13 protein-coding genes are annotated in these 15520 nt (G+C 73.8%); 2 read left to right on the top strand and 11 right to left on the bottom strand.

Annotated features, from left to right (window positions below; translation table 11 throughout):
* Positions 1 to 38 precede the first annotated feature (38 nt).
* Positions 39 to 1508: a flotillin family protein gene (locus ACH45N_RS00340; protein ID WP_397390069.1), complete on the top strand. Its 1470-nt coding sequence runs from the start codon at positions 39 to 41 to the stop codon at positions 1506 to 1508.
* A gap of 77 nt (positions 1509 to 1585) precedes the next feature.
* Here ACH45N_RS00340 and ACH45N_RS00345 read toward each other — a convergent pair whose 3' ends face one another.
* The 4 genes from ACH45N_RS00345 to ACH45N_RS00360 form a co-directional block, all read right to left on the bottom strand.
* On the bottom strand, positions 1586 to 2893 hold the full coding sequence (locus ACH45N_RS00345; protein ID WP_397390071.1) for an MFS transporter: 1308 nt from the start codon (positions 2891 to 2893) through the stop codon (positions 1586 to 1588).
* 385 nt (positions 2894 to 3278) lie between these two features.
* Entirely contained in the window at positions 3279 to 4478 is a 1200-nt protein-coding gene (locus ACH45N_RS00350; RefSeq protein WP_397390073.1) for a hypothetical protein, read from the bottom strand.
* Positions 4479 to 4559: 81 nt separating this feature from the next.
* Positions 4560 to 6095 carry a hypothetical protein gene (locus tag ACH45N_RS00355; protein WP_397390075.1) on the bottom strand — a complete coding sequence of 512 codons (1536 nt, stop codon included), beginning with the start codon at positions 6093 to 6095 and terminating at the stop codon, positions 4560 to 4562.
* A gap of 225 nt (positions 6096 to 6320) precedes the next feature.
* Positions 6321 to 7505 (bottom strand): VIT1/CCC1 family protein, encoded by a 1185-nt coding sequence (locus ACH45N_RS00360; protein ID WP_397390077.1) that lies wholly within the window; start codon positions 7503 to 7505, stop codon positions 6321 to 6323.
* Between the two features lie 130 nt (positions 7506 to 7635).
* Between ACH45N_RS00360 and ACH45N_RS00365 the strand changes: the two genes are divergently transcribed.
* The gene (locus tag ACH45N_RS00365; RefSeq protein WP_397390079.1) at positions 7636 to 8244 is read left to right on the top strand and encodes a ribonuclease H; all 609 of its coding nucleotides are present in this window, start codon (positions 7636 to 7638) and stop codon (positions 8242 to 8244) included.
* A gap of 16 nt (positions 8245 to 8260) precedes the next feature.
* Here ACH45N_RS00365 and ACH45N_RS00370 read toward each other — a convergent pair whose 3' ends face one another.
* The 7 genes from ACH45N_RS00370 to ACH45N_RS00400 form a co-directional block, all read right to left on the bottom strand.
* Positions 8261 to 9787 (bottom strand): adenylosuccinate lyase family protein, encoded by a 1527-nt coding sequence (locus tag ACH45N_RS00370; protein WP_397390081.1) that lies wholly within the window; start codon positions 9785 to 9787, stop codon positions 8261 to 8263.
* A 478-nt stretch (positions 9788 to 10265) separates the two neighbouring features.
* Positions 10266 to 10406: a hypothetical protein gene (locus ACH45N_RS00375; protein ID WP_397390083.1), complete on the bottom strand. Its 141-nt coding sequence runs from the start codon at positions 10404 to 10406 to the stop codon at positions 10266 to 10268.
* Between the two features lie 180 nt (positions 10407 to 10586).
* Positions 10587 to 11618: a branched-chain amino acid ABC transporter permease gene (locus tag ACH45N_RS00380; RefSeq protein ID WP_397390085.1), complete on the bottom strand. Its 1032-nt coding sequence runs from the start codon at positions 11616 to 11618 to the stop codon at positions 10587 to 10589.
* Positions 11615 to 12523 (bottom strand): branched-chain amino acid ABC transporter permease, encoded by a 909-nt coding sequence (locus ACH45N_RS00385; RefSeq protein ID WP_397390087.1) that lies wholly within the window; start codon positions 12521 to 12523, stop codon positions 11615 to 11617. The genes ACH45N_RS00380 and ACH45N_RS00385 overlap by 4 nt, the downstream gene beginning before the upstream one ends.
* The gene (locus tag ACH45N_RS00390) at positions 12523 to 13272 is read right to left on the bottom strand and encodes an ABC transporter ATP-binding protein (RefSeq protein ID WP_397390089.1); all 750 of its coding nucleotides are present in this window, start codon (positions 13270 to 13272) and stop codon (positions 12523 to 12525) included. The genes ACH45N_RS00385 and ACH45N_RS00390 overlap by 1 nt, the downstream gene beginning before the upstream one ends.
* The gene (locus ACH45N_RS00395; protein WP_397390091.1) at positions 13269 to 14066 is read right to left on the bottom strand and encodes an ABC transporter ATP-binding protein; all 798 of its coding nucleotides are present in this window, start codon (positions 14064 to 14066) and stop codon (positions 13269 to 13271) included. Before ACH45N_RS00395 ends, ACH45N_RS00390 begins: the two co-directional genes overlap by 4 nt.
* Positions 14063 to 15370 carry an ABC transporter substrate-binding protein gene (locus ACH45N_RS00400; protein WP_397390093.1) on the bottom strand — a complete coding sequence of 436 codons (1308 nt, stop codon included), beginning with the start codon at positions 15368 to 15370 and terminating at the stop codon, positions 14063 to 14065. The genes ACH45N_RS00395 and ACH45N_RS00400 overlap by 4 nt, the downstream gene beginning before the upstream one ends.
* Between the last annotated feature and the right edge of the window lie 150 nt (positions 15371 to 15520).

The following is a 15520-nucleotide window of genomic DNA, read 5'->3' on the forward strand; positions in this document are numbered from 1 at the left end:
CGACGGCTCGGCCGGCACACCCCACCCCAGGAGCCGAAATGACCGGTCAACTCATCGGTGTCATCGCCGTCGCCGCGGGCGTCCTCGCGATCTTCCTCGTCCTCGCGTTCGTCGCGAGCCGGATCCGGCGGGTGCCGCCGAACGAGGCGCTGATCGTCGTGGGCCGCGGTGCGGGGAAGTCCGAGGCCCAGACGGCGAGCCAGCGGGTGGTCGTCGGGGGCCGGGCCTTCGTGTGGCCGGTGCTGCAGCAGGGCTTCTCGATCTCCCTGGAGCAGCGGCAGATCGGCATCACCGTCGAGGGCGTCGACAAGAACCGCATCAAGATCGCGATCAAGGCGTCGATCAACTTCAAGGTGCGGGGTGACGAGGAGGGGGTGCGGCGCGCCGCGCAGCGCTTCCTGTCCCAGCAGCACCTGCTCACCGAGATCATCAAGGAGTCCCTGGAGGGCTCGCTGCGGTCGATCGTCGGCGACATGACGATCGAGCAGATCATCTCGGACCGCAAGGGCCTGTCCGACCGCGTGGTGCAGTCGACCAAGACGGACCTCTCGGAGCAGGGCCTCCAGGTCGACCTGCTGAACATCTCCGACATCTCGACGCCGGGCTCGGACTACCTCGCGAACCTCGGCCGCGCCGAGGCCGCCAACGCCCGTCAGCTCGCCGAGGTGTCCGAGGCCGAGGCGAACCGCGCGTCCGAGTTCGCCGTGATCGAGGCCGCCGAGCAGATCGCCGAGCGGCAGAAGGCGCTCGACCTCAAGAAGGCCGCGATCAAGGCGGAGACCGACAGGGCGAACGCCGAGGCGGAGGCCGCCGGCCAGCTCGCCCGGGCCGAGCAGGACCGGCTCGTGGCCCAGCAGGAGCGCGAGGCCATGGCCGAGAAGGCGCGCGTGGAGCAGGAGCGGCTCGACATCGAGGTGCGCAAGCCCGCGGAGGCCAAGGCGTACGCCGAGGTCCAGGGCGCCAACGCCCGCCGCGACGCCAACAACGCGGCCACCGAGGCCGAGGCGTTCAAGCGCACCACGATCGCGCAGGCGAACAAGACGGCGGCGCTGCAGGACGCCGAGGCGTCCGCCGAGTCGGTCCGCCGTGCCGGCGAGGCCGAGCGCGACCGCCAGGTCGCCCTCGCCGCGGGTATCGAGGCCGAGGGCCGGGCGCGCGCCGCCGCCGTCGAGGCCGAGGGTCTCGCGGAGGCGACCGCGACCGACGCCAAGGCCGAGGCCCTGCGCAAGTACGGCGAGGCCGCGCTGGTGCAGGAGCTCATCGAGCGCCTGCCGGACATCGTCCGGGCCGCCGCCGAGCCCATCGCCTCGATCCAGGGCATGACCGTGGTCTCGACCGACGGGGCCTCCGCGCTCACCAAGAGCGTGGCCGCCGTGCTCGGCGAGGGCCAGGGCGTCATCAAGCAGCTCACCGGCGTGGACATCAACACGCTGATCTCGGGCCTGGCCGGCCCCACCCACGGCAACGGCGCGGGCACCGCGGGCGGGAACGTCGCCGACAAGAACTGACCCGCGCCGCACGAGCTGTCAGACCCCCAGGTCCCTCGAGTGACCTGGGGGTCTGACACGTCCGGGGTGCTGTGGCGTCAGGGCTCCGGGTACCGCGCGTCGTAGCGCCAGAACCGCGGCGTCAGGCGGACGATCAACCAGAGCAGCACCACGCAGGTGAGCCCGCCGGCCACGGCCGCCCAGCCCTCGCCGAACCAGGTCGCCTCGGCGCCGAGCACCATCTCCCCGAGACGCGGGCCGCCGGCCACCACCACGATGAACACGCCCTGGAGCCGCCCGCGCATGTGGTCCGGGGTGGCGGTCTGCAGGATGCTCTGGCGGAACACGGACGAGATGCTGTCCGAGCCCCCGGCGAACGCGAGCGCGATCCCCGCCGCCACGACGGCCCAGACGATCGTCCCGTCGGGTGATCCGCGGCCCACCAGTACCAGCACCAGCCCGAACGCGGCGATCGACAGGCCCCACGCCGTGATGGCCCAGACGATGATCTGCCCCTGCCTGCGCAGGCGCGTCAGCCCGCCGGAGAACACGCTCGCCAGGATGCCGCCGACGGCGAAGGCCGCGGCGAGCACACCCGTCGTCGTCTCGCCGCCGCCCAGGTAGATGACGCCGGCGGCGGGCCACAGCACGCGCGGGAACGACAGCACCATGGCGCAGATGTCGACGAGGAACGTGGTGCGCACGTTGGGCTGGGTGGCGAGGTAGCGCAGACCGTCCAGGACCGAGCGCAGCCCGACGGCGCCCACCCGGCTGCGTCCGTTCCCGCTCCCGCCCTCGCCCACGCCCTCCGGCAGCACCGGCGGCAGGCGGAACACGGCCCAGAGCGCGGCCAGGAACAGCACCATGTCCAGCGTGTACGCCCAGGCGTAGCCGAGCTGTGCCACGAGGAGCGCGCCGATGAGCGGCCCGCCGGTCAGCGCGACGTTCATCGAGAGCGACGACAGCGCGTTGGCCGCGGGCATGAGCTCCTTGGGCAGCAGCCGCGGGATGATCGCCGAGCGGGCGGGGTTGTTGATCGCGAACGCCGCGCTCTGCACCGCGACCAGGCCGTACAGCAGCTCCACGGACTCCAGGTCGAGCCAGGCCTGCGCGGCGATGCCGGCCACGACCAGCCACAGCACCGCCGAGGAGATGAGCGAGACCTTGCGCCGGTCGTAGTGGTCCACGAGCGCCCCGCCGTACAGGCCCAGCGCCACCAGCGGCACCAGCGAGAACAGCCCCAGGACACCCACGGCGAGGGTGGACCCGGTCAGGGCGTAGACCTGCAGGCCCACCGCGACGATGGTCACCTGCGTGCCGATGTTCGAGATCGACAGGCCGAACCACAGGCGCCGGTAGTCCGGCGACACCTTGAGGGGCGTGGTGTCGGCGAGCAGATGGCGCATGGTGGTCCGATCGTATGCCCGGGCAACGCCGGCGGGCGGCGGCGTCCGTATGACGTTCGCCGCACCCGCGCCCGGACGCCGGACATGACAGAGCGGGCGCCCAGGTCACCCCCCGATGCCCTGAGCTCCCGCTCTGTTCACCCTCGTCCGTGGGCCGGGCCGCCCCCCAGCGGCGCCCCGACCCCCGACTCGGGTCCGAGAGCCGGGACACCCCCCAGCGGTGTCCCGACCCCAGACTCCGGTCCGTGGGCCGGGACACCCCCCAGCGGCGTCCCGACCTCACGAACCTCCCCGACCCGGGCTGGGCCGGTCCCGCCTCACGAGCCCCTTGACAGGCTCATCGGCAGGACCGCGCCCGGGCCGTTGTCGCCCGTCGCTCCGTGGTTCAGACCACGTAACGACGGCGACGCATACGGAGCACCACGATGCCCAGCCCCAGAAGGAGCGAGACCAGCGCGAGCTGCCCCGTGATCATGGGGCCCGTCTGGGCAAGGGTTTCGCCGGGAACGTCCACCGGCACCACCTGCCCCCCGGGCCTGTTCGTCGTGCCGATGAGGTAGCCCTCGTGCGGTCCGCCCGCCAGGAGCGCCCCGTCGTAGGCCGTCGGCACGACGACCGCCTTGTCACCCCAGCTGAGGTCGACGCCGGCGTTCTCGGCGCCGGTATCCGGAACCGGGTCGGCGGACGACGGGTCGGCGTCGGCCGCGGTGTCTGCGGCGGTGTCTGCGGCGGTGTCTGCGGCGGTGTCGGCCACGGCCGTGCCGGGTGCAGGCACGGCGCCAGCGGCCGCGGTGCCGGACCAGTCCTCGGCGGGGTGGGCGCTCCCGGGGGCGTCCGCCCCGGGAAGTTCTGTCTCGTGCCCGGACCGTGAACCACCGGTCCCGAGCGCGTCGCGGCCGGGCCGGCCCTGTCCGGGCGCGCCCGGCTCGTGGGTGCCGGGACCACCGGTCGCGGGCTCGCCCGGTCCGGGCTCACCGATACCAGGCTCGACGACGTCGGGGTCACCCGCGTCGGGGTCGAGGACGCCGGGATCCAGGATGCCGGGGCCGTCGGTGCCGGGCTCGGTGCCCGGGCCGTCGGTGCCCGGCCCGCCAGCACCAGGCTCCTCCGTGTCAGGCTCCTCGCCAGGCTCTTCCGCGCCGGGCTCCTCCACGCCGGGCTCGCTGGCACCCGGCTCGACGCCGGGCACCTCGGACTCGACGGGCAGGAGACCCTCCAGGATCCCGTCGACCAGGCCGTCCTCGCCGAGCGTCCCGTCGAGGACCTCCTCGACGATGCCGGAGATGTCGGCGTGCGCGCCGGACTCGGCGCCGTCGTCCGCCGGCGAAACCTCCGCGGCGTCGCCGGCCGGAGCGGGCACCGCCGCGCCGTCGTCGGCCGCGACCTCCACGGCGATCTCAGCGGCGACCTCAGCGGGCTCCTCGGGCGCAGCAGCAGGCGAGGCAGCACCCTCGATCGTCTCGGGGGCTCCCTGAGCAGCGTCCGGCAGGGCGTCGCCCGCGGCGTAGGCCGAGGCGGCGCCGACGACCACGAGGCCGCCCGTCACGAGCGCCGTGTACAGCGCCCGTCGGAAGTTCTTGTGCATGGGTCTCTCCTTGCCTGGCGTGGAGCCGACGGCACATGCGCCGTCGGGTGGTGCCGCACACGTGTGCGCGGACCAGCCAGGTCAGGCAGGAGAGACGGGGATGTCCGTGTAGCTGCTCGCCAGCTTGGCGCGCGACTCGTCCGTCGACACGCGCCAGGAGCGCGCCCGGAAGACCAGCAGGGCGGAGAGGACCGCCAGGGCGTCGCCGCCCGGCACCTTGAGCTGCGGGGCGCCACCACCCAGGGCGCCGGCGCTCCCGGCGGACGCCGCGGTACCCACGCCGCCGGCGGCGAGCGGGAGGCCCGCGCCCAGCAGGCCGGGGCCGCCCGTCTCCACGACGCCCGCCATCACGACGTCCAGCCCGTCGACGGTGTCGACGGCGGCCGCCGGGGCGGGCGCACGCATCAGGTCGAGCATCGCGTGCTGGACCCCGGCTGAGGTCCAGACCACGACACCCGCGGCGTCACCGGGGGTCTGCAGCGCCCCCGGGTACGCCGGCTCTGTGGGGTCCTCGGCCCGCTGGGTCGGAACCACGGTCGTCGGGCCGTCCGCCACCGACCCGTCCGTGGCCGGCTCGGCCGGCAGCACGCCGGGCGCCGGGACGAGCGGCTCCACGATCGGGTTCACCGGCTCGACGACCGGGGCGAGCACCCCGCCGACGGGGGCGACCGCCTCGCCGACCGGCGTCAGCACGGGCGCCAGGGCGTCCGTGACCGGAGCGGTCACCGGCTCGAGCACCTGCGTGATCGGGGCGGTCACGCCGCCCACCACGCCGGTCACCGGGGCGAGCACGTCGGCCACGGGGCTCAGGAGGCCGCCCGTCACGGGCGCCAGCGGCTCGGTCACGGCGCCGAGCACCGGAGCGAGCGGCGAGACGACCTGCCCGACGACGCCCGTCACCGGGGCGAGCACCTCGCCGACCGGCTCGGTCACGGGGGTCAGGACGTTGCCGACCTGCTCCGTGACGGGCTTGAGGACCGGGTCGGAGACCTGCTCGACGACCTCGGCGACCTGCTCCACGGGCTTCTCGGTCACACCGGTGACGATCTGGCCCACGGGCTCCGTGACCGCGGTGCGGACCGGCGTCGTCACCGGCTCCAGCACGCTCTCGGAGACCGCCGCGACGACGTCGTCGACGGCCTGGGTGACAGACCCTGCCGGTTTCGGCGCCGACGACGGCGCGGCCGGCGTCGGCCTCCCCGCCGACGACGGCGCCGGCTCGGCGGGCGCCGGCTCGGGAGCGGCGGCCGGAGCAGGAGGGGCAGCAGGCGCAGCCGGCTTCGGCGCGGGCGCAGCGGCGGGACCGGACGTCTCCGGCGCGGGAGTCGCGGACCCCGGCACGGCCGGCTCCGGCGCCGGCGCGGTGCCGTCCGTCGTGGCCTGGTCGATCTTCGTGACCGACCCGAGCGCCTCCGTGGTCTGCACGACGGTCCGGACCGTCGCCTCCACGGTGTCACCGAGCACCGAGCCGAGCGACGGGCGCTCGGCGGCGCCGGCGGGGCCCGCGAGGCCGACACCGAGCGCGACGCCCGCGGCGCCGAGGGCGAGGCTGCCGACGGCGCGCACGACGACGCGACGGAGGTGGTCCCCCGTGCTCGTCAGCGCGTCCTTCGCCATCGGTCTCCCGCTCTCCGGCCCGGGATGGGCCGCTCAGCAGCCATGCATACACATTAAATCTGCGATGCGCCCCGAGGTTCGGCAACTACATACCTGCGGTTTGCGGATCGAGAATATTGTGCATGGGTACCGGCGTATGTCGGAAGAGGCGCGATATCCCGGTCATTCCAGGGCATCACGGGCGATGTGCGGGGTTCCCCAGCAGGGTGGGTGAACTCTCCGGGTTCACCCGACGGTGGCCCCGAACACCAGCCCGAGGAGGTACGTGGCGGCGGCCGCGCCGAGGCCGATCGCGATCTGCCGCAGCGCCCGCGTGAGCGGGGACGTGCCCGACAGCAGACCCACGACGGCGCCCGTCACCAGCAGCGCGATCCCGACCAGCGCCGTCGCGACGACCACCGCGGCGAGCCCCTCGAGCCCGAAGAGGTACGGCAGCACCGGGACGACGGCACCCGACGCGAAGAACAGGAAGGACGACACCGCCGCACCCCACGCCGTCCCGTGCGTCTCCAGGTCGTCGACGTCGGCGTCGGGGCCGCCCTCCGCGGCGGGCTCCAGGAGCAGCCCGCCCGTCGAGGGCGCCACGGCGAGCCGCGCGAGCACGGCGTCGGCACGCGCCGTCGCCTCCTCGCCGGCCATGCCCCGCGCCCGGTACACGAGCGCGAGCTCGTTCGCGTCGACGTCGAGGTGCGGCAGCGCGTCGTCGGCCGTGGGCGACGGCGACGACGCCTCGAGCAGCTCCCGCTGCGAGCGCACCGACACGAACTCGCCGGCGCCCATCGACAGCGCGCCCGCAAGGAGGCCCGCGAGGCCGGTGAGCAGCACGGTGCTCGTCGCGACTCCGGAGGCGCCGATGCCGAGCACGAGCGCGAGGTTCGACACGAGCCCGTCGTTCGCGCCGAAGACCGCGGCGCGGAACGTGCCCGACAGGCGGTTGCGGCCCCGGGTGGCCAGCGCCCGCACCACCTCCTCGTGGATCTGCTCGTCGGCCGCCATGGTCTCGGTGGCGTCGGCGTCGTGCGCGTACGAGGACCGGGCCTCGGCCCGCTGGGCGAGCGCCAGCACGAAGACGCCGCCGAACCGGCGGGCCAGGAAGCCGAGGCCCCGGGTCCGCAGGTCGCCACGCACGGGCGCGCCGACGTCGGGACCCAGGAGGTCGAGCCAGTGCGACTCGTGCCGCTTCTCCGCCCGCGCGAGCGCGAGCAGGATCTCCCGCTCCTCACCCGTGCGCCGGCCCGCCAGGTCGCGGTAGACGGCGGCCTCGGCCCGCTCGTCGGCGAGCAGCCGGCGCCACCGCCGGATGTCGGCGCGGGTCCGGGGGCGCGAGGGGTGCAGCCCCTGCGCACGCTGTACGGGCGTGGGTGTGCCGCCGGACGGGCGGCGGGCGGGGCCGGAAGGTACGTGAGGCACACAGCCATCATGCCCGTGGATCACCGGTCATGGGTTTCGTAGGCCCTTGGCCTCGGTTTCGCCGCGCCGAACTCTCGGACGGCGTCCACCCCCGGCCAGGCGTCCGGATTCTCGGGCAGAAGGATGCACAATGGACGCCGTGATCATCGTCAGCACGCACGGGTCGGCCGCGCCGGGCGGCGCGATCGGATGGGCGTGGATCAACCACGCGGGCGGGCAGTTCGATTCGGGCGGCGCGGCCCAGGGGAACGATCAGGTCGCCGCACTCTCAGCTCTGCTCCGCGCCATCGACGCGCACCCCGGCAGCGAGCCGCTGCTCGTGGAGTCCGGCTCGCAGTACGCCGTGCGGTCCGTGTCCGAGTGGTCCGAGGGATGGAAGCGCAACGGCTGGCGCTCTCCCGCCGGTGAGCCCGTGCCGAACGTCGGCCTGGTGCAGGAGATCGACCGCGCCGTCACCGAGCGCACCGGACCCGTGCGGTTCCACTGGGTGCGGGGTCACGTGGGCAACCCGTACAACGAGCGGGTCGACCAGCTCGCGGGGTTCGCCGCGGAGGAGTGGGCCGCGGGACGCGGAGGCGTCGGCGAGATGCTGGTGCCGGACGCCGGGATGATCCCCGACGCCGAGCTGCGGGACGGGGGCCTCACCGTCGAGGCCCGCGAGAGCGCGCCGCCGGTGACGCGGCCGACGCCGGTCGTGACCGGCGCCGGCCGTACCTGGGAGTCAGGCACCCTCTTCTAGGAGGGGGAGCAGGGGCCTACAGGCCGACGAGCAGGAGCTCCTCCGGGGTCCGCGCCGCCGCGGCGACCCGGGTGTCGTCGACCGGGCGGGCGACGTCGTCCCCGGCGCCCGCCTCGTCGGCGGGCTCGTCGGCCGCCGCACGGACGAACAGCGGGACCGGCTTGGCCGTCCGGGCGCTGAACTCGAGCCGGTCGGCCACCGCGCGGGCGTGCTGCGCCATGTCGTGCGCGATGGCGACGCTCTGGCCGAGGTACGCGCTCGGGTCGATCAGGCGGCAGATCTCGTCCCGGTCGAAGTAGGCGCTGACGGTCGCGTTCCGCACCAGCAGGTCGAGGAACTGCACGTCGCCCACGGCCGACTCCTGCGCCACCTCGTACACGACCTCGTGCGCCTTCTGCCGGCCGATGCGCTCGCCGAGCTCCATCATGAGCGACTCCGAGCCGATGAGGCCCTCGCTCAGCGCCAGGTTGGCGCGCATCCGCTGCTCGTCCAGCTCCAGGCCGTCGAGGATCACGTCCAGGCGGGTCAGGATGTCGCCGGCCAGGACCGCGGCGCGGGAGACCGTCGACTCCAGGAGGTCGGTCATGCCGCCGTTCGCCTCGTGGTCGTGCTGCATCGACTCGAGCGCGGGCGCCGCGAGAGCGCGGAGCTGGGCGCTCATCGACAGCAGGTCGAGGGCGAGCTGCGGGTTGCGCTTGTGGGGCATCGTCGAGCTGCCGACCGTGCCCTCCGGGATGGGCTCGAACGCCTCGCCGAACTCCGGCTGCATCATCGAGTAGATGTCCTTGCCGATCTTGCCGGCGGTGCCGGCGACCTGGCCGAGGACGAGCACCAGCTCGACGATGCCGTCGTTGATCGCGCGCGACGGTACGGGCATGGTGCCGAGCCCGAGGTGGTTGGCGACCCGGCGCTCGACCTCGCGCCCCGCAGGACCGAACGACGCGAACGTGCCGACGGCGCCGCCCATGAGCACCCGGAAGAGCCGGTCCTCCAGGCGCTCGAGCCGGTCGGTGTGCGCCGTGAGCTCGTCGATCCAGACGGCCACCTTGAAGCCGAACGTGACCGGCACCGCGTGCTGGCTGTGCGTGCGGCCGGCCATCGGCACCGCGGCTGAGGCGTCCGCCTGCTTGGACATGCCGCGCAGCACCTTGGCGAGCAGGTCCTTGACCGCGCGGTGCGCGTCGCGCAGCACGAGCACGTCCGCCGTCTGCGTGATGTTCTGCGTCGTGGCGCCCCAGTGCACCCAGCCGCCGTACTGGCGCCCGACCACGCGGGCGAACTCCTCGATGAGCGGCATCAGGGGGTGGCTGGCGGACGCCGTCTCCGCCGCCACGCGGTCGAGGTCCAGCTTCTCGATCTGCGCGGCCCGGGCGATCGTCTCACCGGCCGGCTCCGGGATCAGACCGATCTCGGCCTCCGCGAGCGCGAGTGCGGCCTCGACGTCGAGGCGCGCCTGGAATCGGTTCTCGACGCTGAAGAGGTGCGCGATCCCGGCATCGGGAACGCGTCCGTCCGTGAAGTGTCGAATCGATTCGCCATTCATCCCTGGTAACCCCACTCGGTTCTTGTGTCGTACGTGACTGGACGTGCTCTGCTGGGCCCGTACCCCGTCTCGGGGTCAGGCCGCCGGCGAGTTCCCTGTTCCACGTCGTACCGGTCGCCGCGGGACCTAGCCCGCCTGCTCACCGTGCCGAACTCGCTGTGCTTCATGCGCCTGCATCGACTCGCCGTACCGCCTTGCTCTACCGAATTGTGGGAGAGGATGCGCGCCCCAGGCTAGCGGAAGTGTTTCCAGAATGTAACGGGAGTGAGGTCCGTCACATGAATTTCCGGTGACATCCGGCCCCCGACCAGGCCTTCTGGCGGGTGTGGGTGAACTTTGGCGCGTCTCGCATCGCGGAACGACGCCGACCGGACCGCGGCCGCCCGGACGACGCAGAGGGCCCGGCCGCGTGCCACGTCGTGGCGTGCGGCCGGGCCCTCCGTCATGGGCACAGCTGTCGGCGCGAGCCGCTGCGCGGTCAGCCCGCGGCGGCGTCGTCGGCCGGCGTCTCGCGTTCCTCGTGTCGGGAGCCGTACGTGTCGGTCACGCTCCGGTGCATGAGCGTGGTCCGGCGAGGGTTGGCGATGGAGTGGTACTGGGCGTCGTCGGCGTCCGTCATGGGTCCTCCTCCGGTGCAGGCTTACGGCTACGCTGCACGTGGTTCACCCGCTGGTCTGCGGATCATCCATCCTCGTTGATACCGAGTCGCGCGTCGACTGAAGACGCTGTGATCTCGGACTCACCGGACCGTCAGATCGGCCGCGCAGCCAGGCACGTCACGCCGTCAGGCGGCACGCCGTCAGGCACGGACCCGGTACGTCGTGGGGAAGAGCTGGAACCGCCCCGCCACCAGGCCCCACAGCCCGCGCGGCGCGAGGAGCACCACGGCCACCGCCACCACGCCGAGCACCACGAGGTACCAGGTGCCAAGCGGCGCGAGGGCCTGCTGCAGCGCCCAGTAGAGGACGGCCCCCACGATCGGTCCCTCGATGGTGCCGATGCCACCGACCACGACGATGAAGATCATCGCCGCCGTCCAGCTCACGGAGTAGATCGACCCCGGGGTGACACCGAGCGTGCTCAGCGCGATCAGCGCGCCCGCGAGCGCGGCGCCCGCCGATCCCGCGACGTAGACGATGCGGCGGCCCCGGTCCACGGCCACCCCCAGGCTGCTCGCCGCGACGCGGTCGTCGCGGATCGCCGTGAGCCCGAGTCCCACGCGAGACCGCATGAGCACGTAGGTCCCGAGCACGACGGCGACCACGAGCGCCAGCGCGAACCAGTAGACGAAGGCCACGCGGTCCACCCGGTCGGTGCCCCGGAAGGCGCTCAGGGACAGTCCGCTGCCGCCGCCGAAGCCGTCGACCTGCATCGTGACCAGGCGGAACACCTCGGCCACCACCCACGTGCCGATCGCGAAGTACCCCCCGGCGAGGCGGAACACCAGGTAGCTCGTCGGCAGGGCGATCGCGGCGCCCACGAGGCCGGCCGCCAGGACGGCGGCCCACGGCGGGGCGCCGACGGCGTCGGCGAGCTGGATCAGGGCGTACCCGCCCACGCCGACGTACGCCTGTTGGCCCACGCTCACCATGCCGCCGTACCCGGCGAGCAGGTTCCAGGTGGTACCGAGTATCACGAGGGCGAAGAGCATGACCAGGCTGGACAGCGCGCCGAGGGTCACGACGTAGGGGACGACGGCGGCGAGGAGGACGACGACGAGCGCGAGCACCCCGCCCCCGACCAGGGAGCCGCGGCCGCCGCGCGTGATCGTCGGGGCGGTCGGAGACGCCGCCGGGGCGGCCGCGTCCGCGGCGGTGTTCGGCGCGCTCATGCCGGCACGCTCCTCGGCAGCAGGCCGCCGGGCCGCACCACCAGCACGGCGAGGAAGACCAGGTGCCCGGCGAGCACCCCGGACTGCGGGTCGATCTGGGCGCCGACGGTCTGTGCGACACCCAGCACGATGCCGCCCAGGAGCGTGCCCCACAGCGACCCGAGCCCGCCGATGATCACGGCCTCGAACGCGAACAGCAGCACGAGGTCGCCGTAGCCCGGCGAGAACTGCGTGCTCATGCCGAGGAACACGCCCGCGAGCGCCAGCGTGGCGAACGCGAGGGCCGTCGCCACGGCGTAGGTGTGCCGCGGGTCGACGCCGTACATCGCGGCGGCCCCGGCGTCGTCGGCCACGGCGCGCATGGCGCGGCCCGTGGCCGTGCGCGCCAGGAAGACCTGGACCCCCGCGATCACCGCGGCTGCCACGACCAGCGTGATGAGCGGCAGCAGGCCCACCGAGAGCGGGCCGAGCGGCACGCCTGCCGAGGCGAGGTCGCCCGTGGGGATCCTGCGGGTGTCCGCGCTGAACACCTCCTGGAGCAGGCTGGTCAGGGCCACGGCGACGCCGAACGACACCAGCAGCGGCGCGAGGTCGCCCGCGCCGCCCGCGCCCCGCGCGCGGCCGCCGTCCCCGCCCCGCACCTGGGCGAGGGCCGGGTTGAACAGGCCGCGCTGCACCGCGTACCCGAGGGCCGCGAACACCGGCACCACCACGACCACCGCGAGCCACAGGGGCAGGCCCTGCTGCACCAGCACCAGCGACAGGTAGGCGGCGAGCACCGCGAGCACGCCGTGCGCCAGGTTGACGACGCGCATCACGCCGAAGATCAGCGACAGGCCGCAGGCCAGCAGGGCGTACTGCCCGCCGAGCAGCACGCCCTGCACGGCGGCGTTGAGCCAGTCCATCAGGCCTCCGTGGGTCTCGGGGTGGGGGCGGGGGCGGGCGCGAGGGTCGGGGCGATGCCGAAGTAGGCGTCGGCCACGGCCTCGCGGTCCAGGCCCACGGCGGGGGCCTCCAGCACGGTGCGCCCGCCCAGGAGGCACTGGACGCGGTCGGCCACACGCAGCGCCTGGTCCAGGTCCTGCTCGACGACGAGTGCCGTGGTGCCCTCCGCCGTGATGCGGCGGACGGCGTCGTAGATCCGGGTGACGACGGACGGCGCGAGCCCGAGCGACACCTCGTCGAGCAGCAGCACGCGCGGGTTGGTCAGGAGGGCCCGGCCGATCGCGACGGCCTGCTGCTGCCCGCCGGAGAGCACGCCGGCGCGCCGGTCGCGCAGCTCGGCGACGTGCGGGAACACGTCGTACACGGCGCGCAGGTCCCACGGCCCCGGCCGCCCCGGGTAGCGGCCCATGAGCAGGTTCTCCTCGACGGTGAGCGACGGGAACAGGCGTCGTCCCTCCGGCACGAGCGCGATGCCGCGCCGCACCCGCCGGTGCGCGGGCACCCGGGTGACCGGGGCGCCGTCGAGCAGCACGGTGCCCGCCGCGGGCAGGTGGGTGCCCGCGAGCGCCGCGAGCAGCGTGGACTTGCCGGCGCCGTTGGCGCCGAGCACGGCGAGCGTCTCCCCCTCGGCGAGCCTCAGCCCGACGCCGTCGACCGCGAGCAGGTCGCCGTACCGGACCTCCAGGCCCGTGACCTCCAGGACGCTCATGCCGGCTCCCCCGGCAGCGGGTCGGGCGACGCGTCGGGCACCGAGTCGACGGTGGAGCCCAGGTACACCTCGACCACCTGCGGGCTGCGGATCACCTCGTGCGGGTCGCCCTGCGCGATCACCTCGCCGGCGGCGAGGCAGAGCAGGCGGTCCACGACGTCGAGCAGCGCGTGCAGCACGTGCTCGATCCAGACCACGGCGACGCCGTCGTCCCGCAGGCGGCGGACCAGGTCCACGACCTGCGGGAGCTCGCGGTCGGTGAGGCCGCCCGCGATCTCGTCGAGCAGGAGCAGGCGCGGCCCGGTCGCGAGCGCCCGCGCGACCTCCAGCCGCTTGCGGTCCAGCAGGCGCAGGCTGCCCGACGGCGTGTTCGCCGCCCCGGTCAGGTCCGTGACCTCGAGCGCGTGCCAGGCCCGGTCCCGGGCGTCCCGGGCCGCGCTGCGCGCGCCGGCGCCGCCGTGCCGCCGTCCGGCGAAGGACGCCCCGACCAGCACGTTCTCGTACACGGTGAGGCCGCTGAAAGGGCGCGGCACCTGGTACGAGCGCGCGACGCCCCGGTCGGCGCGGGCCGCGGCGCCGAGCCGGGTGACGTCCTGGCCGTCCAGCGTCACGGTCCCGGCGTCGGCCCGCAGGGTGCCCGCGACGACGTCGAGCAGGGTGGTCTTGCCCGCGCCGTTCGGGCCGACGAGGCCCAGGGCCTCGCCGGCGGACACCTCGAACGACACGTCGCGGGCCGTGACCACCCGGCCGAAGCGCTTGGCGACGCCGGTCAACCGCAGCAGGGGTTGGGTCACCGGAGCGGCTCGACCTCGCCGCCCGTCGGGATCTCCGGGGCCAGCGTGTTGGAGACCACCACGAGCTCGTAGGGGTTCTTGCCCTCGTCCGCGCCGTCGGCCAGGCGCCACTGGCCGCCGACCAGCGGGGTCTTGGCCACGTACGGCGGCACGCTGTCGTCGACACCCCAGGCGATGTCGCCCACCACGGTCGAGACCTCCAGCGTGGAGAGGGCCTCGGTGATCGCCTCCGGCTCGGTGGAGCCGGCCTCCTGGACGGCGGCGACCGTGATCTCGAACAGGGCCTCGGCGAAGCCGAGAGGCTGCGTCCACTGCTTGCCCGTGTCCGTCTCGTACTGGTCGGCCAGCTCCTGCGCGGTCTGCCCGGTCAGCGACGAGGTGAACGGCGCCGTCGGGTGCCACCAGACCTCGGAGGTGAGGCCGTCGCCCGCGTTGCCCAGCGCCTCGACCGACGACGGGAACAGCAGGGCCTTGCCGATCGTCGCGACCTTGGGCCGGTAGCCCTGCTGGCCGGCCTGCTGCCAGAACGTCGTGAAGTCCGGCGGGATCGGCACGCCGACCAGGATGTCGTGGCCCTCGAACGCGGAGAGCTGCGCCGAGAAGTCCTGGGTGCCGTTCGGGTAGAGGCCCGGGTCGTCGATCGTGACGCCGGTGTCCTGCGTGAGCGCCGGGAAGTTGGCGCTCCATGCCTGCCCGTCGGGGTCGTTGGGGAACAGTCCGGCCGCCTTCTGGTTGGTGTCGACCTGGCTCCAGATGTCCGCGTACACCGCGGACACGTCCTCCAGGCCCCAGAACGCGTGGTAGCTGTACTTCAGGTCGGCGGGCTCGTCACCCTCCCGGATCGCGAAGGGCTGCCAGGGCGCGACCGTCGAGATGCACGGGACGGAGTTGGCCTCGCACTGCTCCGAGACGGGGTTGGTGATGTCCGGGGTGGACGACGTCAGCACCAGGTCGACGCCGTCGGTGTTGATCAGCTCGGCCGCCACCTCGCCCGCGCGGGCGGAGTCCGACTGCGAGTCCTTCACGATGATCTCGACGGTCTGCTCGGTGCCGTCGACGGTGACCGGGTGGTCGGCGAACCACTTCTCCATGGACTCGATCACGTAGGTGTTGGCCTCGCCGAACGGCGCCGACGAGCCCGTCTCGGTCGAGACGAAGCCGATCTTCAGGACGTCGTCGTCCCCACCTCCGCCCACCGAGCCGCCGCCGACGTCGCCGCAGCCCGTCAGGGCGCCCGCCAGCGCTGCCGTCGACGCGCACACCACCAGCGCCCGCGTGTTCAGGGACCGTCCGTTGCCAACCATCGTCGTCACTCCAAGTCTGTCGTCGAGCCTCTGGTCGTCAGACCCACGGGTCACCGGGGTGACCTGTGGGTCTGACACGGGATTGCGGCTTGCCGGTGGTGCTTGGTGCTGGTGGTGCGGTGGTTCCGGTGGTGCGGGTGGGTCGGTCGG

It is taken from the genome of Promicromonospora sp. NPDC019610 (assembly GCF_044389365.1).
Taxonomy (GTDB): Bacteria; Actinomycetota; Actinomycetes; order Actinomycetales; family Cellulomonadaceae; genus Promicromonospora.